General features: G+C 69.9%; 21 protein-coding genes and 2 tRNA genes. 20 read left to right on the top strand and 3 right to left on the bottom strand.

Annotation, left to right across the window (positions count from 1 at the left end; all coding sequences use genetic code 11):
* Positions 1-101: 101 nt before the first annotated feature.
* The 9 genes from GTW43_RS03395 (at position 102) to GTW43_RS03355 (ending at position 6,764) form a co-directional block, all read left to right on the top strand.
* Positions 102-174 (top strand) — tRNA-Met (locus GTW43_RS03395).
* Positions 175-263: 89 nt separating this feature from the next.
* Positions 264-428: a 50S ribosomal protein L33 gene (gene rpmG / locus GTW43_RS03390; protein WP_003948671.1), complete on the top strand. Its 165-nt coding sequence runs from the start codon at positions 264-266 to the stop codon at positions 426-428.
* A gap of 74 nt (positions 429-502) precedes the next feature.
* Positions 503-955, top strand: a complete 453-nt coding sequence (locus GTW43_RS03385; protein WP_161300111.1) for a MaoC family dehydratase N-terminal domain-containing protein — start codon at positions 503-505, stop codon at positions 953-955.
* A 5-nt stretch (positions 956-960) separates the two neighbouring features.
* The gene (locus tag GTW43_RS03380; protein ID WP_161300110.1) at positions 961-1,389 is read left to right on the top strand and encodes a MaoC family dehydratase; all 429 of its coding nucleotides are present in this window, start codon (positions 961-963) and stop codon (positions 1,387-1,389) included.
* A 187-nt stretch (positions 1,390-1,576) separates the two neighbouring features.
* Positions 1,577-2,146 (top strand): TetR/AcrR family transcriptional regulator, encoded by a 570-nt coding sequence (locus GTW43_RS03375; protein WP_202500984.1) that lies wholly within the window; start codon positions 1,577-1,579, stop codon positions 2,144-2,146.
* Positions 2,147-2,249: 103 nt separating this feature from the next.
* The gene (locus GTW43_RS03370) at positions 2,250-3,701 is read left to right on the top strand and encodes a DHA2 family efflux MFS transporter permease subunit (RefSeq protein WP_161300107.1); all 1,452 of its coding nucleotides are present in this window, start codon (positions 2,250-2,252) and stop codon (positions 3,699-3,701) included.
* Positions 3,702-3,721: 20 nt separating this feature from the next.
* Positions 3,722-4,102, top strand: coding sequence for a DUF3291 domain-containing protein (locus GTW43_RS03365; RefSeq protein ID WP_161300105.1), 381 nt, complete (start codon positions 3,722-3,724; stop codon positions 4,100-4,102).
* Entirely contained in the window at positions 4,099-5,226 is a 1,128-nt protein-coding gene (locus GTW43_RS03360) for a UDP-N-acetylmuramate dehydrogenase (protein WP_343245881.1), read from the top strand. Before GTW43_RS03365 ends, GTW43_RS03360 begins: the two co-directional genes overlap by 4 nt.
* A 92-nt stretch (positions 5,227-5,318) precedes the next feature.
* Positions 5,319-6,764 (top strand): hypothetical protein, encoded by a 1,446-nt coding sequence (locus GTW43_RS03355; protein ID WP_161300102.1) that lies wholly within the window; start codon positions 5,319-5,321, stop codon positions 6,762-6,764.
* Between the two features lie 49 nt (positions 6,765-6,813).
* Here GTW43_RS03355 and GTW43_RS03350 read toward each other — a convergent pair whose 3' ends face one another.
* Positions 6,814-7,446, bottom strand: coding sequence for an NAD(P)H-binding protein (locus tag GTW43_RS03350; protein WP_161300100.1), 633 nt, complete (start codon positions 7,444-7,446; stop codon positions 6,814-6,816).
* 110 nt (positions 7,447-7,556) lie between these two features.
* Between GTW43_RS03350 and GTW43_RS03345 the strand changes: the two genes are divergently transcribed.
* On the top strand, positions 7,557-8,171 hold the full coding sequence (locus GTW43_RS03345) for a TetR/AcrR family transcriptional regulator (RefSeq protein ID WP_161300098.1): 615 nt from the start codon (positions 7,557-7,559) through the stop codon (positions 8,169-8,171).
* A 24-nt stretch (positions 8,172-8,195) separates the two neighbouring features.
* Here GTW43_RS03345 and GTW43_RS03340 read toward each other — a convergent pair whose 3' ends face one another.
* Both GTW43_RS03340 and GTW43_RS03335 read right to left on the bottom strand, forming a co-directional pair.
* Positions 8,196-9,218: an adenosine deaminase gene (locus GTW43_RS03340; protein WP_161300096.1), complete on the bottom strand. Its 1,023-nt coding sequence runs from the start codon at positions 9,216-9,218 to the stop codon at positions 8,196-8,198.
* A 123-nt stretch (positions 9,219-9,341) separates the two neighbouring features.
* Positions 9,342-10,592 (bottom strand): pyridoxal phosphate-dependent aminotransferase, encoded by a 1,251-nt coding sequence (locus GTW43_RS03335; protein ID WP_161300094.1) that lies wholly within the window; start codon positions 10,590-10,592, stop codon positions 9,342-9,344.
* Between the two features lie 225 nt (positions 10,593-10,817).
* Between GTW43_RS03335 and GTW43_RS03330 the strand changes: the two genes are divergently transcribed.
* The 10 genes from GTW43_RS03330 to rpoB all read left to right on the top strand — a co-directional run bounded on the left by GTW43_RS03330 (position 10,818) and on the right by rpoB (position 20,993).
* Positions 10,818-10,890: transfer RNA gene (locus GTW43_RS03330), tRNA-Trp, on the top strand.
* Positions 10,891-10,997: 107 nt separating this feature from the next.
* Positions 10,998-11,285, top strand: coding sequence for a preprotein translocase subunit SecE (gene secE, locus GTW43_RS03325; protein ID WP_161300092.1), 288 nt, complete (start codon positions 10,998-11,000; stop codon positions 11,283-11,285).
* 78 nt (positions 11,286-11,363) lie between these two features.
* Positions 11,364-12,230: a transcription termination/antitermination protein NusG gene (nusG, locus tag GTW43_RS03320; protein WP_161300090.1), complete on the top strand. Its 867-nt coding sequence runs from the start codon at positions 11,364-11,366 to the stop codon at positions 12,228-12,230.
* A 205-nt stretch (positions 12,231-12,435) separates the two neighbouring features.
* Positions 12,436-12,870 carry a 50S ribosomal protein L11 gene (gene rplK, locus GTW43_RS03315; protein WP_016645192.1) on the top strand — a complete coding sequence of 145 codons (435 nt, stop codon included), beginning with the start codon at positions 12,436-12,438 and terminating at the stop codon, positions 12,868-12,870.
* Positions 12,871-12,946: 76 nt separating this feature from the next.
* On the top strand, positions 12,947-13,678 hold the full coding sequence (gene rplA / locus GTW43_RS03310) for a 50S ribosomal protein L1 (RefSeq protein WP_161300088.1): 732 nt from the start codon (positions 12,947-12,949) through the stop codon (positions 13,676-13,678).
* Positions 13,679-13,802: 124 nt separating this feature from the next.
* A complete protein-coding gene (locus GTW43_RS03305) occupies positions 13,803-14,507 on the top strand; it encodes a hypothetical protein (protein WP_161300086.1) in 705 nt (234 codons plus the stop codon).
* 157 nt (positions 14,508-14,664) lie between these two features.
* Positions 14,665-15,633: a hypothetical protein gene (locus GTW43_RS03300; protein ID WP_161300084.1), complete on the top strand. Its 969-nt coding sequence runs from the start codon at positions 14,665-14,667 to the stop codon at positions 15,631-15,633.
* 265 nt (positions 15,634-15,898) lie between these two features.
* A complete protein-coding gene (gene rplJ / locus GTW43_RS03295; RefSeq protein WP_161300082.1) occupies positions 15,899-16,429 on the top strand; it encodes a 50S ribosomal protein L10 in 531 nt (176 codons plus the stop codon).
* A gap of 110 nt (positions 16,430-16,539) precedes the next feature.
* On the top strand, positions 16,540-16,926 hold the full coding sequence (gene rplL, locus GTW43_RS03290) for a 50S ribosomal protein L7/L12 (protein WP_161300080.1): 387 nt from the start codon (positions 16,540-16,542) through the stop codon (positions 16,924-16,926).
* Positions 16,927-17,507: 581 nt separating this feature from the next.
* Complete coding sequence (rpoB, locus tag GTW43_RS03285; RefSeq protein WP_161300078.1) at positions 17,508-20,993, top strand: DNA-directed RNA polymerase subunit beta; 3,486 nt, start codon at positions 17,508-17,510, stop codon at positions 20,991-20,993.
* Positions 20,994-21,066: the final 73 nt, after the last annotated feature.

The raw sequence follows: 21,066 nt of genomic DNA, 5'->3' as shown, positions 1-21,066 counted from the left end.
ATAGCTCAGTCGGTAGAGCGTCTCCATGGTAAGGAGAAGGTCTGCGGTTCGATTCCGCATTGGGGCTCTGGTACAAGATCCGCTAGCGGTTCGAGTATCAAAGCGGTGTAGCTCAGTCGGTAGAGCAAGCGGCTCATAATCGCTGTGTCACCGGTTCAAGTCCGGTCACCGCTACTGACAGTAGCCGATTGTGGGGTCGGTCCTTCGATCGGCTACTCTTCTATGCGTTAAACCATCTATCCCGTTCGTCAAGGAGCACTCACGTGGCTGCCACCGACGTCCGCCCGAAGATCACGCTGGCCTGCGTGGAGTGCAAGGAGCGGAACTACATCACCAAGAAGAACCGGCGTAACAACCCGGACCGTCTTGAGATGAAGAAGCACTGCCCGCGTTGCAATGCGCACACCGCGCACCGCGAAACGCGATAAATCAGGCTCGTACACGAGGCCGTCCCCTCCCGAGGGGGCGGCCTCGTGTCGTTCTATCCAGGAGGTGCCGATCCATGGCGCTCGACCAGTCCTTCGTGGGGCGGACCTACCCGCCCACCGCTCCGTACGAGGTCGGCCGGGAGAAGATCCGCGAGTTCGCGGAGGCGGTGGGGGACACCAATCCCGCGTACGTCGACCGCGCGGCCGCGGTCGCGCTCGGTCACGACGACGTGATCGCGCCGCCGACCTTTGTGTTCGCCATCACGTTCAAGGCGGCCGGTGAGGTCGTCCACGACCCGGAGCTGGGCCTGGACTACAGCCGCGTCGTGCACGGCGACCAGAAGTTCGCCTACAGCCGTCCGGTGCGCGCGGGGGACCGGCTGACCGTCACCTCCACCATCGAGGGCATCAAGTCCCTCGCGGGCAACGACATCATCGACGTCCGCGGTGAGGTCCACGACGAGGCCGGCGCCCACGTGGTGACCGCCTGGACCAAGCTCGTCTCGCGCGCCGCAGAGGAGGCCTGATCGCCATGGCGACGACCGTCAAGTACGCCGACGTCGAGGTCGGCACCGAACTGCCCGCGCAGACGTTCCCCGTGACGCGCGCCACGCTCGTCCAGTACGCGGGCGCCTCCGGCGACTTCAACCCGATCCACTGGAACGAGAAGTTCGCGGTCGAGGTCGGACTTCCGGACGTGATCGCGCACGGCATGTTCACCATGGCCGAGGCGATCCGTGTGGTCACCGACTGGACCGGCGACCCGGCCGCCGTCGTCGAGTACGGCGTCCGCTTCACCAAGCCCGTCGTCGTGCCGAACGACGACAAGGGTGCCGCGATCGAGGTCAGCGCCAAGGTCGCCGCCAAGCTCGACGACAACCGCGTGCGGGTCGACCTGCTCGCCACCAGCGCGGGCCAGAAGGTCCTCGGGATGTCGCGCGCGGTGGTCCAGCTCGGCTGACCGGTGTGCCGTCCGCGGGGGTTCTGCGACGGTTCCGCGGGGGGTTCCGCGGGAGTAAGGGGTGCTCTCCCATGGGGAGCACCCCTTACGCGTACCCCTGGGTCTCCGCCTCCGTACGGCTCGCTCGCGCGGGCTCGCCTCCTGCGTCCCTTGACGAAGATAGTGATTAGCCACTAACTTTATCGGCATGGCAAGGATGAGTGCGGAGGAGCGGCGTGAGAGCGTCGTGCGGGCGGCGATGAGTGAGTTCGCCCGCGGCGGTTACCACGGGACGTCCACCGAGTCGATCGCGAAGCGCGTGGGTGTCTCGCAGCCGTACCTCTTCCGTCTCTTCCCCGGCAAGCAGGCGATCTTCCTCGCGGCCGCCCGTCGTTGCTGCGAGCGGACGATCGAGGTGTTCCGTGCCGCCTCCGAGGGTCTCGAGGCCGAATCGGCCCACCTGGCCATGGGGGACGCGTACCGGGCGCTGATCGCCGACGACCCGGACGTCCTGCTCATGCAGATGCAGATGTACGTCGCGGTGGCCGCGACCGAGGCCTCGGGGGACCGGGAGCTCGGGGACGCGCTGCGGGCCGGCTGGATGGAGATGTACGACACCGCCCACCTGGCGCTGGGTGCGGACGTCGGTGAGACGACCGAGTTCCTCGCCTACGGAATGCTGATCAACGTCCTGGTCTCGATGGGCTTCCCGCCCGACCACCGGGTCTGGGCGGGCTTCACGCCGGCCCCGGCTCCGGCCCCGGACGGGCCCGCGTAGCGCGCGGGGGTCCGCCCGGACCTGCTCTCCGGAGGTCGCGTGGATGACGCATGAGCGTAAAAGTTAGTCATCAATAACTAACCTGAAAGTGCAAGGGGGAAGCATGTCACAGGGAACACTCACCACACCGGGCGCGCCGCCGCGCCGCGGGGGCACCGTCTGGGCCCTCGTCCTGACCAGCGTCGCCGGATTCATGGCGGCCCTCGACAACCTCGTCGTCACCACCGCCCTGCCGTCCCTGCGCGAGGACCTCGGCGGCGCCCTGGACGACCTCGAATGGGCGGTCAGCGCCTACACGCTCACCTTCGCCGTCCTGCTCATGACCGGGGCCGCGCTCGGTGACCGGTTCGGCCGGCGCCGGCTCTTCCTCGTCGGCCTCACCGTCTTCACCGGCGCCTCCGCCGCCGCGGCCATGGCCCCCGGCATCGGCTCCCTGATCGCCGCCCGCGCGGTCCAGGGCGTCGGCGCCGCGATCATGATGCCGCTCACGCTGACCCTCCTGACGGCCGCCGTGCCCGCCGCCAAGCGCGGTATGGCGTACGGGATCTGGGGCGCCGTCAACGGGCTGGCCGTCGCCTCGGGACCGCTCATCGGCGGCAGCCTCACCGAGCACATCTCCTGGCACTGGATCTTCTGGCTGAACGTCCCGCTGGGCCTCGCCCTGCTGCCGCTCGCCCGGCTGCGCCTCCAGGAGTCGTACGGCTCCGGCGCGCGGCTCGACCTCGTCGGCACCGTGCTCGCCAGCGGCGGCCTCTTCGGCATCGTCTACGGGCTCGTGCGCGCCCCCGTCGTCGGATGGACCGACAGCCTCGTGCTGACCGGCCTGTTCGCCGGCGCCGCACTGCTCGCCGGATTCGTCCGGCACGGCATGAGCGCCCAGAACCCCATGCTCCCCATGCGCCTCTTCCGCTCCCGCGCCTTCACCGGCATCAACCTCGCGAGCCTGCTGATGTTCCTCGGCATGTTCGGCTCGATCTTCCTGCTCAGCCAGTTCATGCAGGGCGTCCTCGGCTACTCGCCCACCCAGGCGGGCCTGCGGATGCTGCCCTGGACCGGCATGCCCATGATCGTCGCGCCGGTCGCAGGGATCCTCGCCGACCGGATCGGGGGCCGCCCGGTCGTCGCCGCCGGACTCCTGCTCCAGGCGCTCGGGCTCGGCTGGTTCGCCGCCGTGGTCACCACCGACATCTCGTACGCGGCCCAGCTGCCCGCCCTGATCATCAGCGGTGTCGGAATGGGCCTGTACTTCGCGCCGGCCGCCCATCTGGTCATGTCCAGCGTCCGGGCCCACGAGCAGGGCATCGCCTCCGGCGCCAACAACGCGCTGCGCGAGGTCGGCGGCGCCCTCGGCATCGCCGTCATGTCCTCGATCTTCGCGGCGCAGGGCGGCTACGGATCCGCCCAGCAGTTCGTGGACGGCATCGAACCCGCCCTGTGGGTCGGCGCCGGTGTCGTCGCCCTGGCCGGAATCGCCGCCCTGTACATCCCGCGGGCCCGCCGCACCCCGCCCGAGGCGCGGGGCGAGCAGCCTGAGCGAGCCCTGCAGAACGCCTGACCCCGCGAACAGGAGACGTCATGCCCACGCTTCCCTGGACCGTCCCGAACCCGCCGCCCACGCGCGCGGAGGCCACCGTGTTCGCCTCCCGCTTCGAGACCCGCACCCTGTGGGGCGCCCTGAAGTTCTTTCTCCGTACGCCCGTGATCTGGCGCCAGGTGAGCCGGGCGCCCGGCGCGTACGGCGCGACCCTGAAGGCCCAGCCCCTCAAGCGCACCTTCTGGACGCTGTCCGCGTGGGAGTCGCCCAAGGCGCTCAAGGAGTTCGCCGCCTCCGAGCCGCACCGGCCCGTCGCGGCCGGCCTGCGCGGACAGATGAAGGACTCCGAGTTCCTCACCTGGAAGGCGAGCACCGACGACCTGCCGCTCGACTGGAAGGACGTCCTGCGGCGCTTCCGGTGAGCGCGGGCGGCGTCCCGACCGGCACGGCCCCGTCCACCCGGCGGGGCCGTTCTCGTACCCTTGGGCGCGTGCAGGAACTCCACGACGCCCCCCTCGCCCCCCTGACCACCTTCCGGCTGGGCGGGCCCGCCACCCGGCTGATCACCGCGACGACCGACGCCGAGGTGATCGACGCGGTGCGCGAGGCCGACGCCGCGGGCACCCCGCTGCTGATCGTCGGCGGCGGCAGCAACCTCGTCATCGGGGACCGGGGCTTCGCGGGCACGGCCCTGCGCATCGCCACACAGGGCTTCGCGCTCGACGGCACCCGCCTGGAGCTGGCGGCGGGCGAGGTGTGGACCGACGCCGTGGCCCGCACGGTCGCGGCCGGACTCGCGGGCATCGAGTGCCTCGCCGGTATCCCCGGTTCCGCGGGCGCGACACCGATCCAGAACGTGGGCGCGTACGGCCAGGAGGTCTCCTCGACCATCACCGAGGTCGTCGCCTACGACCGCGTTGCGGGCGAGACCGTCGTGATCCCCAACGCGGACTGCGCGTTCTCCTACCGGCACAGCCGCTTCAAGGCCGAGCCCGACCGCTACGTCGTCCTGCGGGTCCGCTTCGAGCTGGAGGACGCGGGCGGCCTGAGCGCGCCGATCAAGTACCCCGAGACCGCCCGCACCCTCGGTGTCGAGGCCGGCGACCGCGTACCGGCCGCCACCGCGCGCGAGACCGTCCTGAAGCTGCGCGCGGGCAAGGGCATGGTGCTCGACCCCGAGGACCACGACACCTGGTCGGCCGGGTCCTTCTTCACCAACCCGATCCTCACCGAGGCGCAGTTCGCCGCCTTCCACGGGCGCGTGGAGGAGCGTCTGGGCCCGGACGCGAAGGCGCCCGCGTTCCCCGCGGGCGAGGGCCTGACCAAGACCTCGGCGGCCTGGCTGATCGACAAGGCGGGCTTCACCAAGGGCTACGGCGCGGGCCCCGCCCGGATCTCCACCAAGCACACCCTCGCCCTCACCAACCGCGGCGAGGCCACCACCGAGGACCTCCTCGCGCTCGCCCGCGAGGTCGTCGCCGGCGTCCATGAGGCCTTCGGCGTGACGCTGGTCAACGAGCCGGTGACGGTGGGCGTGCAGCTCTGAGCTGCACTTTTCTCCTTGACCGCGCGGGCGGTCGCCCCGGATAGTGGCGGCGTCGAGACACTCGGCACGTACCTCAGGGGTGGGGACCACACATGCAGGAGAACGGCGGGCACCCCGTGCTGCCCGCACACGAGCACGCCGAGGAGCTGCTGCGCTCCGGAGAGCCGGGACGCGCGCGGCAGGCGGCGTCCGCGGCGCTCGACGGGACGGGGCCGCACGCCGGCCTGTACCTCGTCCTCGGGCGGGCGCACCTGGCGGAGGACGACGACGACCACGACGAGGCGGCCGAGCGCGCCTACCGGGCGGGCCTCGACGCCTTCCCCGACGACCTCGACCTGCTGCTCGCCCACGCCGAGTTCGGCCTGGCCGGCGACGTCATGGAGCAGCCGGGCCGCCGGGCCCGCGGCCGGCGCGCGGGGGAGCGGCTGCGCGAACTGGCGCCCGACTCGCCGCAGGCGCACCGGCTCGCCGCCTCCGAACAGGCCGACGGGGCCCTCCCGTCCGCCCGTCGCGGCCCGTCCGCCGCCTACCTCCAGCGGCAGGACGCCCGCGCGGCGCTGACCGGCCACGCCGACCTGGACACGGCCCTCACGCAGACCGCCGAGGCCGCCGCCGCGTGGCCGCACGACGAGCGGCTCGCGGTGCGGGCCGAGACCCTGCGCGTGCTGGCGGGACCCCGTGCGGGCCTCGCCCGCCGCATCGTGCGGGCGCCCTACGACGCCGCCCTGGTCCTCGCGCTCCTCGTGGGCGGCTGGCTCCTCGCGGTGCCCGCGCTCGGACTGCCCGGGTACGCGTGCGCGGGCGCGTTGCTGTTCTCCGTACCGTTCCGGCACACCGGGGCGCTGCTGGCCGCCGCCCGCAGGCGCGTGCGCGAGCGTCTGCCCTCGGGCACGGCGCACCCGGCCCCCGGCGCCCCCGGTCCGGCGGTGCCCACGCGCCGCGACCGGACGGTTCTGGCGCTCGCCCTGGTGGTGGCCGTCGCGGCGGCCGTCGGATCGCTCTCGTGGCAGAGCGCGGACGCCGGCGGGAGCGCGGGCGGGCCCGCGGACCGGGACGCGTACCCCCGCTACGCGGCCGCGCCCCCGAAGACCCTCCACGGCATGCGGGAGGAGCCCGACGAAGTGGGCGGGGGCGCCGCGGACCTGCTCGAGGACGTCGCGCTGCCCGTCGACGCAGACCTGTTCGCGACCGCCTACCGGGACGAGGACACCGGCGACCTGCTCGTCGCGGCCGGCGCCGTCGGCGACCTGCGCGCGCAGGTGCCCGCCGACCTGGAGTCCGCGCTGCGCGAGCGGTACGAGGGACAGGGAGAGTCGGTGACCGCCACCCTGGACGCCGATCCGGGGCCCCTGGGCGGCCAGCTGGCCTGCGTCGCGCACACGTTCGCGGGCGGGGGCGAGCTCGACCTGTGCCGCTGGGTCGACGGCGGCAGCCTGGGCACGGTCACGGCCCCCGCCACGGACCTGGGCGAACTGGCCGCCGCCACCCGGGCCCTGCGCGAGGCGACCTTGAGCCTGCCGGGCCAGGAGAAGACCTAGACGCGCCCCCGGGACACACACCCCACTGGATACGCCCCCGGGACGCGCCCTAATACGCCACGCCCACCCCCTGCTTCACCGTCGCCGGGTCGTCCACCGCGGCGAGCATCGCGTGGGCCACGTCCGCGCGGGCGAGGAAGCGGCCCGCGCGCGGGAAGCCGCCGATCACCGTGCGGTAGGTGCCGGTGAGCGGCTTGTCCTGGAGGCGGGGCGGGCGCACCGCGGTCCAGTCGGTGGCGCTGCCCGCGAGCTCCGCCTCCATGGCGGTCAGGTCCGCGTAGACGTCCTTGAGGACCGTGTTGATGATCTTCAGGGTGATCCGGTCGGCGAGCGGGGGGTCCGCGGGGCCCGGGCCGACCGGGCCCGCGCTGACCACGACGAGCCGCCGGACGCCCTCGGCGTCCATCGCCCGCAGGACGGTGTGGGTGAGCCGCGTCGCGACGCCCGCGTCCGCGCGGCTGCGGGCGCCGAGCCCGGACAGCACCGCGTCCCGCCCGGCGACCGCGGGACGCAGCGCCTCGGGGTCCTCGAGATCCGCGCGGAACACCTCCAGACGATCACCCGTGAGAGTGAACCGCGCGGGGTCGCGCACCACCGCCGTCACCTCGTGTCCGGCCGCCAGGGCCTGCCGGACGATCTCCTGACCGACGCCGCCCGTCGCGCCGAAAACCGTGAGCCGCATGGGGAATCCTCCAGAGCGCGAGCAGGTGGGTGAGTATTCACTCACCCTTGTGTCCTCTAGGGTGAGTGAGCGCACACTCACCCGTCAAGCCCGAGCCCGTGGGAGACCGCATGGAACAGAAGCCGGCCCGCGTCCGCATAGTCGACGCCGCTCACGCCCTCATGCTGAGCATCGGCCTCGCCCGCACCACCACGAAGGCGATCGCCAAGGCGGCCGGCTGCTCCGAAGCAGCGCTCTACAAGTACTTCGCCAACAAGGAGGAGCTGTTCGTCACGGTGCTCGAGGAGCGTCTCCCGAAGCTCGGCTCCCTCCTCGGCCGCCTCCTGACCGAGGGCGTCGGCAACCCCGAGCGCACCGTGGAGGAGAACCTCACCGACATCGCGCGCGAAGCGGCCCTGTTCTACGAGGAGACGTTCCCCATGGCCGCCTCCCTGTACGCGGAACCGCAGCTCAAGGCCCGCCACGAGGACATCCTGCGCGGCCTCGGCACCGGCCCGCACAAACCGATCCAGGGCCTCGACCGCTATCTGCGCGCCGAGCAGGAGGCAGGGCGCGTCAGTGCCGGGGCCGACACGTACGCGGCGGCGTCACTGCTCCTGGGCGCGTGTGTCCAGCGCGCCTTCGCCTACGACATGTCGCCCGACCGCAAGCCGCCCCAGCCGCTCGACGCCTTCGCCACCGGCCTCGCCCGCACGCTGCTCGGCGGCATCGCGGTCCGCAGCTGACCCGCGGGGCGCCGGCGGGAGGGGTCAGGAGGTCAGCCAGGTGTCGACGCCGCTCAGCAGTCGCTGCCTGACGTCCTCCGGCGCGGCCGAACCCCTGATCGACTGCCGCGCCAGCTCCGCCAGCTCGGCGTCCGTGAAGGCGTGGTGGCGGCGCGCGATCTCGTACTGGGCGGCCAGCCGCGAGCCGAACAGGAGCGGGTCGTCGGCGCCCAGCGCCATCGGTACCCCGGCCTCGAACAGAGGGCGCAGCGGCACGTCCTCCGGCTTCTCGTAGACCCCCAGCGCCACGTTGGACGCGGGGCACACCTCGCAGGTCACCTGGCGGTCGGCGAGCCGCTTGAGCAGCCGCGGGTCCTCCGCCGCCCGTACCCCGTGCCCGATCCGGTGGGCGTCCAGATCGTCGAGGCAGTCCCGCACCGACGACGGGCCGGTCAGCTCGCCACCGTGCGGCGCCGACAGCAGCCCGCCCTCGCGCGCGATGTGGAACGCCCGGTCGAAGTCCCGCGCCATCCCGCGCCGCTCGTCGTTGGAGAGCCCGAATCCGACGATGCCCCGGTCCGCGTAGCGCACCGCGAGCCGCGCCAGCGTGCGGGCGTCCAGCGGGTGCTTCATCCGGTTCGCCGCGACGAGCACGCGCATCCCCAGACCGGTGTCCCGCGAGGCCGTCTCGACCGCGTCGAGGATGATCTCCAGCGCCGGGATGAGCCCGCCGAGCCGCGGCGCGTACGAGGTCGGGTCGACCTGGATCTCCAGCCAGCCGGAGCCGTCGGCCAGGTCCTCCTCGGCCGCCTCGCGCACCAGCCGCCGGATGTCGTCGGGCTCCCGCAGGCAGGAGCGCGCCGCGTCGTAGAGCCGCTGGAAGCGGAACCAGCCCCGCTCGTCCGTCGCCCGCAGCTTCGGCGGCTCCGCCCCGGTCAGCGCGTCGGGCAGCCGCACGCCGTACTTGTCGGCGAGCTCCAGCAGGGTCGTGGGCCGCATGGACCCGGTGAAGTGCAGGTGCAGATGGGCCTTCGGCAGTTCACGTACATCACGTGCGAGACGCTCCATCCCAAGATCCTGCCGCACACACCGGTCGTACCGGTAGCGCCTTTCCTCGTTCGGGGTCGGGCCCGAACGAAGAAGCGGGCCGCCCCCGTGAGGGGACGGCCCGCCCGGCACGGCGGACGCGCGTCAGGCGCGCGCCTCGGCCAGCAGCTTCTGGATGCGGGAGACGCCCTCGACGAGGTCCTCGTCACCCAGCGCGTACGAGAGCCGCAGGTAGCCCGGCGTGCCGAAGGCCTCGCCCGGAACGACCGCGACCTCGGCCTCCTCCAGGATGAGCGCGGCGAGCTCGACGGAGTCCTGCGGACGCTTGCCGCGGATCTCCTTGCCGAGCAGCCCCTTCACGGACGGGTACGCGTAGAAGGCGCCCTCCGGTTCGGGGCACACGACGCCGTCGATCTCGTTGAGCATCCGCACGATCGTCCTGCGGCGCCGGTCGAAGGCCTCGCGCATCTTCTCCACGGCCGTCAGGTCGCCGGACACGGCGGCGAGCGCGGCCGCCTGCGCGACGTTGGAGACGTTGGACGTGGCGTGCGACTGCAGGTTCGTCGCCGCCTTCACGACGTCCTTCGGGCCGACGATCCAGCCCACGCGCCAGCCGGTCATCGCGTACGTCTTCGCGACGCCGTTGACGACGATGCACTTGTCGCGCAGCTCGGGGAGGATCGCGGGCAGCGAGGTGAACGTCGCGTCGCCGTAGACGAGGTGCTCGTAGATCTCGTCCGTCATGACCCACAGGCCGTGCTCGACGGCCCAGCGGCCGATCGCCTCGGCGTCGGCCTCGCTGTACACCGCGCCCGTCGGGTTCGACGGCGAGACGAAGAGCACGACCTTGGTGCGCTCGGTGCGCGCGGCCTCGAGCTGCTCGACCGAGACCCGGTAGCCCGTCGTCTCGTCGGCGACGACCGGCACCGGGACACCGCCCGCGAGGCGGATCGACTCCGGGTACGTCGTCCAGTACGGGGCGGGGACGATGACCTCGTCGCCCGGGTCGAGGATCGCGGCGAAGGCCTCGTAGATGGCCTGCTTGCCGCCGTTGGTGACGAGGATCTGCGACGCGTCGACCTCGTAGCCGGAGTCGCGCAGCGTCTTCGCGGCGATCGCGGCCTTCAGCTCGGGCAGCCCGCCGGCCGGCGTGTAGCGGTGGAACTTCGGGTTCTTGCACGCCTCGACGGCGGCCTCGACCACGTAGTCCGGCGTCGGGAAGTCGGGTTCACCGGCGCCGAAGCCGATCACCGGACGGCCGGCGGCCTTGAGGGCCTTGGCCTTGGCGTCGACGGCGAGGGTCGCGGACTCGGAGATGGAGCCGATGCGGGCGGACACCCGGCGCTCCGTGGGGGAGGTGCCACCGGCGGACGGGGAAGGAGTTGCAGCGCTCATGGGACCCATCGTTCCAGACCGGAAACCCGCCCGGCACACGGGTTTCACGGACCGGACGTTCCGTCGTCGGCCCGCCGCGGGTCCGCTGGAGATCCACTTCTGATCCCTATCTGTTCGACGGAGGGCTCCGGAGCACGTACACTCACTGCTCGTTGGCCTTCACCGGCCGCACTTTCCGGGCACACACCGTGCAGCCGGGGGGATGCGGTACGTTGGGGGAAGCAAAGGGTCGTAGCTCAATTGGTAGAGCACTGGTCTCCAAAACCAGCGGTTGGGGGTTCAAGTCCCTCCGGCCCTGCTACACACTCCTTCGCCAGGATGTGTGCGCATGTACGTACTGCAATGCACCGCCGTGCGGCTCAACCGGGCGCGGCACGGCCACGACCCGGAATCAGGTGAGGACGAGTGACGGACGCCGTGGGCTCCATCGACATGCCTGATGCCCAGGACGAGGCGCCGGAGTCCAAGAAGAAGGCGCGCAAGGGCGGCAAGCGTGGCAAGAAGGGCCCCTTCGGCCGCCTCGCCCTCTTCTACCGCCAGATCGTCGCGGAGCTCCGCAAGGTCGTCTGGCCTTCGCGCAGTCAGCTCTCGACCTACACGACCGTGGTGATTGTCTTCGTCGTCATCATGATCGGTCTGGTCACCGTGATTGACTATGGGTTCAGCCATCTCATCAAGTACATCTTCGGCTGAGCCGAAATGCGGAGGGCGCCGTGTCCGGCGCCCCTTTCGCGTGTTCCACCCCCATGTATCCAGGAAGAAGCAGCCACAGTGTCTGACCCGAACCTGAACGAGGCGATCGAACCGGTCGAGTCCGCTGAGGACGAGCTCGAGATCGTCGAGGCGGCGGACGCCGAGGAGCCGGACCAGGCCGAGGCTGCCGACATCGCCGCCGGCGAGCCCGCCGAGCAGGCCGCCCTCGAGGTCGAGGAGGCCGACGAGGCCGCCGCCGATGTCGACGACGCCGAGGACGAGGCCGTCGAGGCCGAGATCGAGGCGCTCGAGGAGGAGCAGGCCCAGGTCGACCCGATCGCGGCCCTGCGCGACGAGCTGCGCGGTCTCCCGGGCGAGTGGTACGTGATCCACACCTACGCGGGCTACGAGAAGCGCGTGAAGGCGAACCTGGAGCAGCGTGCCGTCTCGCTCAACGTCGAGGACTTCATCTACCAGGCCGAGGTCCCCGAGGAAGAGATCGTCCAGATCAAGAACGGCGAGCGCAAGAACGTCCGGCAGAACAAGCTGCCCGGCTACGTGCTCGTCCGCATGGACCTGACGAACGAGTCCTGGGGCGTCGTCCGCAACACCCCGGGTGTCACCGGCTTCGTGGGCAACGCCTACGACCCGTACCCGCTGACGCTGGACGAGATCGTCAAGATGCTCGCCCCGGAGGCCGAGGAGAAGGCCGCCCGCGAGGCCGCCGAGGCCGAGGGCAAGCCGGCTCCGGCCCGCAAGGTCACCGTCGAGGTCCTCGACTTCGAGGTCGGCGACTCGGTCACCGTCACCGACGGCCCGTTCGCGACGCTGCAGGCCACGATCAACGAGATCAACGCCGACTCGAAGAAGGTCAAGGGCCTCGTCGAGATCTTCGGCCGCGAGACCCCGGTCGAGCTCAGCTTCGACCAGATCCAGAAGAACTGAGGGCCTTCCGGCCTCACCGGTCCTTCAGGACACAGCGCTTCCGAACAGGTCAGACGGGCCCTCAAAAGCCCGTCTGACCTGCTCGGTTTTTGGCCGCACATGGATACCCGTTATCGTTGTGCGGTATGCCTCCATCCGGATGATCCGGACGATCATCCCCAGGATGGTGGCTGAACACTCTCACTAAGACCCGGAGAGAGAGCACATGCCTCCCAAGAAGAAGAAGGTCACGGGGCTCATCAAGCTCCAGATCCAGGCCGGCGCCGCCAACCCGGCTCCGCCGGTCGGCCCCGCGCTGGGCCAGCACGGCGTGAACATCATGGAGTTCTGCAAGGCCTACAACGCCGCGACCGAGTCGCAGCGTGGCTGGGTCATCCCGGTGGAGATCACGGTCTACGAGGACCGTTCCTTCACCTTCATCACCAAGACCCCGCCGGCCGCGAAGATGATCCTCAAGGCCGCTGGTGTCGAGAAGGGCTCCGGCGAGCCGCACAAGACCAAGGTCGCCAAGATCACCGAGGCGCAGGTCCGCGAGATCGCCACCACGAAGATGCCCGACCTCAACGCCAATGACCTGGACGCCGCGTCCAAGATCATCGCCGGCACCGCCCGTTCCATGGGCATCACGGTCGAGGGCTGACCTCACCCCCGTAGGTACATCCGTGGCAGGGCCTGCTCGGCCCGGACCACGACTCCTCAGACACACAGGAGCAGTAGTGAGCAAGCGCAGCAAGACTCTCCGCGCTGCGGACGCCAAGGTCGACCGGGACAAGCTCTACGCCCCGCTCGAGGCCGTCCGTCTCGCCAAGGAGACCTCCGCGTCGAAGTTCGACGGCACCGTCGAGGTCGCCTTCCGCCTGGGCGTTGACCCGCGCAAGGCCGACCAGATGGTCCGTGGCACCGTGAACCTTCCGCACGGCACCGGCAAGACCGCCCGGGTCCTGGTCTTCGCGACCGGTGACCGTGCTGCGGCCGCGGAGGCCGCCGGCGCCGACATCGTCGGCTCCGACGAGCTCATCGACGAGATCTCCAAGGGCAACCGCCTGAACGAGTTCGACGCCGTCGTCGCCACCCCGGACCTCATGGGCAAGGTCGGCCGCCTCGGCCGCGTGCTCGGTCCCCGTGGCCTCATGCCGAACCCGAAGACCGGCACCGTGACCCCGGACGTGGCCAAGGCCGTGAACGAGATCAAGGGCGGCAAGATCGAGTTCCGCGTCGACAAGCACGCGAACCTGCACTTCATCATCGGCAAGGCGTCCTTCGACGACGCCAAGCTGGTGGAGAACTACGGCGCGGCTCTGGAGGAGATCCTCCGTCTGAAGCCGTCCGCCGCCAAGGGTCGCTACATCAAGAAGGCCGCGCTCACCACCACGATGGGCCCCGGCATTCCGCTCGACCCGAACCGCACCCGCAACCTCCTCGTCGAGGAGGACCCGGCCGCTGTCTGACCGGGCCGAGCTGCCCCAGCTCGCTGAAGTCGGCGACGGGCCCCGCACCTTCCCAGGTGCGGGGCCCGTTCCCTTTTCCGCTTCGGGCCCGCGGCCCTGCGGCGCTGCGCTAGCGTCGCCCGTGATGAGACACGGACGGGTGGCGGCGCTGGTCATGGCGGGGGCTCTGCTCGCGGGCTGCGGCACGGCCCGGGGCGACCAGGAGGACCACCGGGACCGCAAGGGCGTACAGGACGACCTGCGCATCGCCCGCGCCGAGGTCACCCAGGCCGGCTCGGCCCGGATCGACGCCACCATGGACACCGGCGGCCGGCTGCGCACCCGCAGCGGCGGCACCCTCGACTGGACCGACGGCGTCCGGGGCACCCTCACCGTCCGCGTCACCGGCGGCGAACTGGCCGCCTCCACGCGCGCGTTGGGCGGCGACCCGTCCCAGACCCGCTACCTCCCGGACGCGTACTACACCCGGATGAGTGACCGGTTCGCCCGCCTCCAGAAGGGGCGGCACTGGATCCGGCACCCCTACGACACCCAGAGCGACCTGGGCCCCGCCGGCTGTCTGAAGACCCTCGTCGAGACCGGGGACGCGTACCGGGTGGCCGCCGAGACCGTGCGCGGCGCCCGCACCACCCACTACCGCGGCACCGCGGGCGAGCAGCGCATCGACGTGTGGGTCGACGCCCGGCACCTGCTCGTGCGGCGCACCCAGCGCGCCGGGGACTTCACCAGCACCGTCCACTACCGGGACTACGGAGCCCGGGCCGCGGCCGAGCGCCCGCCGGCGCGGGACACCCTGGACCTCGCGGACGTCCGCCCCGCCGACGGCTGACGGCGTCCCCCTCTCGGCGCCCCCCTGGCGCATCCCGGGGCACCGGCGCCCCCGGTGTCTCCGGGAAATGCGAGGGAGCGCTGTCCGAGGCGTCCGATATGGTGCGGCTCATACACGCGTTCAGCTCATACACGTGTTCACAAGGGGTGGGATCGACATGACTGTTGCCGTACGAAGGGCGCTCGGCGCCGCGACGGCCACCGCGCTGCTGTGCACCGGGGCCGTGGCCTGCAGCGGCGGGGGGAAGACCGACGAGGGTGCGGCGGGGGCCGGCTCGCAGACGCAGGCCACGCAGGCCCTCACGGCCGCCTTCAAGAAGACCTCCGCGGCGAAGTCCGCGAAGGTCGCCATGACGATGAAGACGCCGGCCGGGCTCGGCGGCGGCGGCACGATGAAGCTCAGCGGCACCATGGGCTGGGACCCGACGGTCATGGATATGACCATGACGGGCTCGGAGCTCACCGCGGGCGACCCGGACGCCCCGGAGTCCGTCCGCATGCTGTGGCAGGACAACGTGATGTACATGGACATGGGGGCCAAGGCCGCCAAGGACATGGACGGCAAGCGCTGGATGAAGATGGATCTCGGCGCCCTGGCCGAGAAGTCCGGCGACGAGCAGATGATGCGCCAGATGACCGGCAGCCTGGACAGCATGAACCAGGACCCGGCGCAGCAGATCGCCGTCCTGCTCTCCTCGCCGAACGTGAAGCACCTCGGCGCGGCCACCGTCGGCGGCGTGCGGACGGAGCACTACAAGGGCAAGCTGACGGTCGACGAGATGATGGCGAAGAACGACTCGCTGAAGCTCCTCAGCAAGTCCGAGCGCGATCAGCTCCTGAAGAACGTCGAGAAGGCCGGCATCAAGGGCTACGACACCGAGCTGTGGGTCAACGAGGACGACCTCCCGGTCCGGCTCGACGTCACCATGGACAGCGAGCAGGGCGCGGCCGAGATCTCCGAGACGTTCTCCGACTACGGCGCGGCCGTGAAGGTCGACGTGCCGCCCGCGGGTGACACCTTCGACCTGATGGAGATGCTGAAGAAGATCGGCGACGCGGCGGGCTCGGGGACGGGCTCCGGCGCCGGTGACGACTTCTCCGACGCCGGTGCGGACGGCTCGGTCTGAGCGGATTTGCTCGACGCGCTCCCCTTCACGTAACCTTCCACAGAAGCCAAAGACCGCTGGTCGTTGCTGTGCTCTCGCAAGAGGGTGCGGCGGCCGAAGGATCCGCTGAGACGCGGACGACCCGCGCAGGTGACTGTGGAAGTGCTCCCGGATTCCGCTTCAGGATTCTGGTCGAGCTCACGCCCCGTGCGCCTGCGCCGGGGCGTTTCGTTTTGCCGGCCTCCTTGCGAGCGGTCCTCATCACCCGGAAGGAGGCCGACGCTCTATGCCGACGCCCGACAAGGCTGCCGCGGTAGCCGAGCTCACGGACAAGTTCCGCAGCTCGAACGCCGCCGTGCTGACCGAGTACCGGGGTCTCACCGTGGCCCAGCTCAAGCAGCTGCGCCGTTCGCTCGGTGAGAACTCCGAGTACGCCGTGGTGAAGAACACGCTGACCAAGATCGCGGCCAACGAGGCCGGGATCGACACGCTGGACGACCTCTTCGCGGGTCCGACGGCGGTCGCCTTCGTCACCGGTGACCCGGTGGAGTCGGCGAAGGGTCTTCGTGACTTCGCCAAGGACAACCCGAACCTCGTCATCAAGGGCGGTGTCCTTGACGGCAAGGCGCTGTCCGCCGACGAGATCAAGAAGCTTGCGGACCTCGAGTCCCGCGAGGTTCTGCTCAGCAAGCTGGCCGGTGCCTTCAAGGGCAAGCAGTCCCAGGCTGCTCAGCTCTTCCAGGCGCTGCCCTCGAAGTTCGTCCGCACCGCGGAGGCGCTTCGTGCCAAGCAGGCCGAGCAGGGCGGTGCCGAGTAATTCGGCTCGCACTCTGACCGCTGCCTGAGGCAGTGGTCGAAGCGGGCCGACCGTACGCCCGCCTACATGGACAACCGGCACCAGCCGAATTAGTGGAAGGATCGCCCATCATGGCGAAGCTCAGCCAGGAAGACCTGCTCGCCCAGTTCGAGGAGATGACCCTCATCGAGCTCTCCGAGTTCGTGAAGGCCTTCGAGGAGAAGTTCGACGTCACCGCCGCCGCGGCCGTCGCCGTTGCCGCCGGTCCGGCCCAGGGTGGCGGCGACGCCGCTGCCGCCGAGGAGCAGGACGAGTTCGACGTCATCCTCACGGGTGCCGGCGACAAGAAGATCCAGGTCATCAAGGTCGTGCGCGAGCTCACCTCCCTGGGCCTCAAGGAGGCCAAGGACCTCGTCGACGGCACCCCGAAGCCGGTCCTCGAGAAGGTCGCGAAGGACGCCGCGGAGAAGGCCAAGGAGGCCCTCGAGGGCGCCGGCGCCTCCGTCGAGGTCAAGTGACCTTGCGAGTCTGCTGACTCCTGCTCGGTGAAACTGCCCCCTTCGGGGGTGTAACACCGGCGTACCGAAAGGCGATCACCCAGGTGGGTGGTCGCCTTTCGGCGTTGTCCGGCACTCGGGTCGAGGGTGCGTTGCGGTGTCGGTCGCGCAGAGTATGGTGATCTTCGTTGTGCCCGGAGCCACCCCGGTTCGGCCGAGCGGGGGCCTTGACGAACCGCACGCAGCGCGCAATTCTCAGGACGCGTCGTCACAACGATCCGGATCCGAGGCATGGATCGACGGCGAAGAGGGCAGTAAGAAGGTGCGTCGCTCAGCGCACAGGGCATGCCGCAGACGGTGAACGGTTGAGAGCACGGTTGAGAACAACGAGGGTCTCAAAAAACCCGCACTGGACATCAGTGGGCCTTCTGGCTACACTGTCCCTTTGCGCTGCCTGTTAGCTGCTCCCTGCCCGTCACCAGGGGCATGCCCTCGCTTGAGCACAGTGGACCGAATCAGCCCTGACCTGGGCTTTCTGTCTCTCTGCCTGGCGTGGGACCGGTACGCGCGTAGTGAGTCCGAGCCCTCGGAAGGACCCCCTCTTGGCCGCCTCGCGCAACGCCTCGACCGCGAATACGAACAACGGCGCAAGCACCGCCCCGCTGCGCATCTCCTTTGCAAAGATCAAGGAGCCCCTCGAGGTTCCGAACCTGCTCGCACTGCAGACCGAGAGCTTTGACTGGCTGCTCGGCAACACCGCGTGGCAGAGTCGGGTCGAGGCGGCTCTCGAGTCCGGTCAGGACGTCCCCACCAAGTCCGGTCTGGAGGAGATCTTCGAGGAGATCTCCCCGATCGAGGACTTCTCCGGGTCGATGTCCCTGACCTTCCGCGACCACCGCTTCGAGCCTCCGAAGAACTCGATCGACGAGTGCAAGGAGCGCGACTTCACGTACGCCGCCCCGCTCTTCGTCACCGCCGAGTTCACGAACAACGAGACCGGCGAGATCAAGTCCCAGACCGTCTTCATGGGCGACTTCCCGCTCATGACGGACAAGGGCACCTTCGTGATCAACGGCACCGAGCGTGTCGTCGTGTCGCAGCTGGTCCGCTCGCCCGGCGTCTACTTCGACTCCTCCATCGACAAGACGTCCGACAAGGACATCTTCTCGGCCAAGGTCATCCCCTCGCGTGGTGCCTGGCTGGAGATGGAGATCGACAAGCGCGACATGGTCGGTGTCCGCATCGACCGCAAGCGCAAGCAGTCCGTCACCGTCCTGCTCAAGGCTCTCGGTTGGACGACCGAGCAGATCCTCGAGGAGTTCGGCCAGTACGAGTCCATGCGCGCCACCCTGGAGAAGGACCACACCCAGGGCCAGGACGACGCGCTGCTCGACATCTACCGCAAGCTCCGTCCGGGCGAGCCGCCCACGCGCGAGGCCGCGCAGACGCTGCTCGAGAACCTCTACTTCAACCCGAAGCGCTACGACCTCGCGAAGGTCGGCCGCTACAAGGTGAACAAGAAGCTCGGCGCGGACGAGCCGCTGGACGCCGGCGTGCTCACCACCGACGACATCATCGCCACGATCAAGTACCTGGTGAAGCTGCACGCCGGTGAGACCGAGACGGTCAGCGAGTCGGGCCGCGAGATCATCGTCGAGACCGACGACATCGACCACTTCGGCAACCGCCGTATCCGTAACGTCGGCGAGCTGATCCAGAACCAGGTCCGTACGGGTCTCGCCCGTATGGAGCGCGTCGTGCGCGAGCGCATGACGACCCAGGACGTCGAGGCGATCACGCCGCAGACCCTGATCAACATCCGCCCCGTGGTGGCGTCGATCAAGGAGTTCTTCGGCACGTCGCAGCTGTCCCAGTTCATGGACCAGAACAACCCGCTGTCGGGGCTGACGCACAAGCGTCGTCTGAACGCCCTCGGCCCGGGTGGTCTGTCCCGTGAGCGGGCCGGCTTCGAGGTCCGTGACGTGCACCCCTCGCACTACGGCCGCATGTGCCCGATCGAGACGCCCGAAGGCCCGAACATCGGCCTGATCGGTTCGCTCGCCTCGTACGGACGGATCAACCCGTTCGGCTTCATCGAGACGCCGTACCGCAAGGTCGTCGACGGCCAGGTCACCGACGAGGTCGACTACCTGACCGCCGACGAGGAGGACCGCTTCGTCATCGCGCAGGCCAACGCGCCGCTCAACGACGAGCTCCGCTTCGTCGAGAACCGCGTGCTGGTCCGCCGCCGCGGCGGAGAGGTCGACTACGTCCCCGGTGACGAGGTCGACTACATGGACGTCTCGCCGCGCCAGATGGTGTCGGTCGCGACCGCCATGATCCCGTTCCTCGAGCACGACGACGCCAACCGTGCCCTCATGGGCGCGAACATGATGCGCCAGGCCGTGCCGCTCATCCAGTCCGAGGCGCCGCTCGTCGGCACCGGCATGGAGTACCGCTGCGCCACCGACGCCGGTGACGTGCTCAAGGCCGAGAAGGACGGTGTGGTCCAGGAGGTCTCCGCGGACTACATCACCACGGGCAACGACGACGGCACGTACACCACGTACCGCCTGTCGAAGTTCTCCCGCTCCAACCAGGGCACCTCTGTGAACCAGAAGGTCGTCGTGGACGAGGGCGCGCGGATCATCGCCGGCCAGGTGCTGGCCGACGGTCCCGCGACCGAAGAGGGCGAGATGGCCCTCGGCAAGAACCTGCTCGTGGCGTTCATGCCCTGGGAGGGTCACAACTACGAGGACGCGATCATCCTGTCGCAGCGCCTCGTGCAGGACGACGTCCTCTCCTCGATCCACATCGAGGAGCACGAGGTCGACGCCCGTGACACCAAGCTCGGCCCCGAGGAGATCACCCGGGACATCCCGAACGTCTCGGAGGAGGTCCTCGCCGACCTCGACGAGCGCGGCATCATCCGTATCGGTGCCGAGGTCATCGCCGGCGACATCCTCGTCGGCAAGGTCACGCCCAAGGGCGAGACCGAGCTGACCCCCGAGGAGCGCCTGCTCCGCGCGATCTTCGGTGAGAAGGCGCGCGAGGTCCGCGACACCTCGCTGAAGGTGCCGCACGGCGAGATCGGCAAGGTCATCGGCGTCCGCGTCTTCGACCGCGAGGAGGGCGACGAGCTGCCGCCGGGCGTGAACCAGCTGGTTCGTGTCTACGTCGCGCAGAAGCGCAAGATCACCGACGGTGACAAGCTCGCCGGCCGTCACGGCAACAAGGGCGTCATCTCGAAGATCAACCCGATCGAGGACATGCCGTTCCTGGAGGACGGCACCCCGGTCGACATCATCCTCAACCCGCTGGGTGTCCCGTCCCGAATGAACCCGGGACAGGTCCTGGAGATCCACCTCGGCTGGCTCGCCAGCCAGGGCTGGGACGTCTCCGGCCTCTCGGAGGAGTGGGCGCAGCGTCTGCAGGCCATCGGCGCCGACCAGGTCGAGCCCCGTACCAACGTCGCCACCCCGGTCTTCGACGGTGCGCGTGAGGACGAGCTCGCGGGTCTGCTCGAGAACACCCGGCCGAACCGCGACGGCGACCGCATGGTCCTGCCGACCGGTAAGGCGCGGCTGTTCGACGGCCGTTCCGGTGAGCCGTTCCCGGACCCGATCTCGGTCGGGTACATGTACATCCTCAAGCTCCACCACCTGGTCGACGACAAGCTGCACGCCCGGTCGACCGGTCCGTACTCGATGATCACCCAGCAGCCGCTGGGTGGTAAGGCCCAGTTCGGTGGCCAGCGCTTCGGTGAGATGGAGGTGTGGGCGCTGGAGGCGTACGGCGCCGCTTACGCCCTCCAGGAGCTGCTGACCATCAAGTCCGACGACGTCACCGGCCGTGTGAAGGTCTACGAGGCCATCGTCAAGGGCGAGAACATCCCTGAGCCCGGCATTCCCGAGTCCTTCAAGGTGCTCATCAAGGAAATGCAGTCCCTGTGCCTCAACGTGGAGGTGCTGTCCTCGGACGGCATGTCCATCGAGATGCGCGACACCGACGAGGACGTCTTCCGCGCAGCGGAGGAGCTCGGCATCGACCTGTCGCGGCGCGAGCCGAGCAGCGTCGAAGAGGTCTGACGGGAGTCCGGTAGGGGCCTCGCCGTCAGGTGAGGCCCCCGCCGACCCCTCGACCCCCGTTTCAGACCACAGA

It is taken from the genome of Streptomyces sp. SID5785, assembly GCF_009870065.1.
GTDB lineage: Bacteria > Actinomycetota > Actinomycetes > Streptomycetales > Streptomycetaceae > Streptomyces.
The sequence above is the reverse complement of the archived record's forward strand: the minus strand, read 5'-3'. Positions and strand labels throughout refer to the sequence as shown.

What these genes read in the sequence shown, in the direction of transcription:
- GTW43_RS03345 (WP_161300098.1), top strand. Translation starts at nt 7,557, where the DNA reads ATGGAACAGAAGCCGGCCCGCGTCCGCATAGTCGACGCCGCTCACGCC.
- GTW43_RS03350 (WP_161300100.1), bottom strand. Translation starts at nt 7,446, where the DNA reads ATGCGGCTCACGGTTTTCGGCGCGACGGGCGGCGTCGGTCAGGAGATC.
- GTW43_RS03365 (WP_161300105.1), top strand. Translation starts at nt 3,722, where the DNA reads ATGCCCACGCTTCCCTGGACCGTCCCGAACCCGCCGCCCACGCGCGCG.
- GTW43_RS03380 (WP_161300110.1), top strand. Translation starts at nt 961, where the DNA reads ATGGCGACGACCGTCAAGTACGCCGACGTCGAGGTCGGCACCGAACTG.
- GTW43_RS03300 (WP_161300084.1), top strand. Translation starts at nt 14,665, where the DNA reads ATGACTGTTGCCGTACGAAGGGCGCTCGGCGCCGCGACGGCCACCGCG.
- GTW43_RS03385 (WP_161300111.1), top strand. Translation starts at nt 503, where the DNA reads ATGGCGCTCGACCAGTCCTTCGTGGGGCGGACCTACCCGCCCACCGCT.
- rplK (WP_016645192.1), top strand. Translation starts at nt 12,436, where the DNA reads ATGCCTCCCAAGAAGAAGAAGGTCACGGGGCTCATCAAGCTCCAGATC.
- GTW43_RS03305 (WP_161300086.1), top strand. Translation starts at nt 13,803, where the DNA reads ATGAGACACGGACGGGTGGCGGCGCTGGTCATGGCGGGGGCTCTGCTC.
- GTW43_RS03375 (WP_202500984.1), top strand. Translation starts at nt 1,577, where the DNA reads ATGGCAAGGATGAGTGCGGAGGAGCGGCGTGAGAGCGTCGTGCGGGCG.
- GTW43_RS03340 (WP_161300096.1), bottom strand. Translation starts at nt 9,218, where the DNA reads ATGGAGCGTCTCGCACGTGATGTACGTGAACTGCCGAAGGCCCATCTG.
- GTW43_RS03355 (WP_161300102.1), top strand. Translation starts at nt 5,319, where the DNA reads ATGCAGGAGAACGGCGGGCACCCCGTGCTGCCCGCACACGAGCACGCC.
- rplL (WP_161300080.1), top strand. Translation starts at nt 16,540, where the DNA reads ATGGCGAAGCTCAGCCAGGAAGACCTGCTCGCCCAGTTCGAGGAGATG.
- GTW43_RS03335 (WP_161300094.1), bottom strand. Translation starts at nt 10,592, where the DNA reads ATGAGCGCTGCAACTCCTTCCCCGTCCGCCGGTGGCACCTCCCCCACG.
- rplJ (WP_161300082.1), top strand. Translation starts at nt 15,899, where the DNA reads ATGCCGACGCCCGACAAGGCTGCCGCGGTAGCCGAGCTCACGGACAAG.
- GTW43_RS03370 (WP_161300107.1), top strand. Translation starts at nt 2,250, where the DNA reads ATGTCACAGGGAACACTCACCACACCGGGCGCGCCGCCGCGCCGCGGG.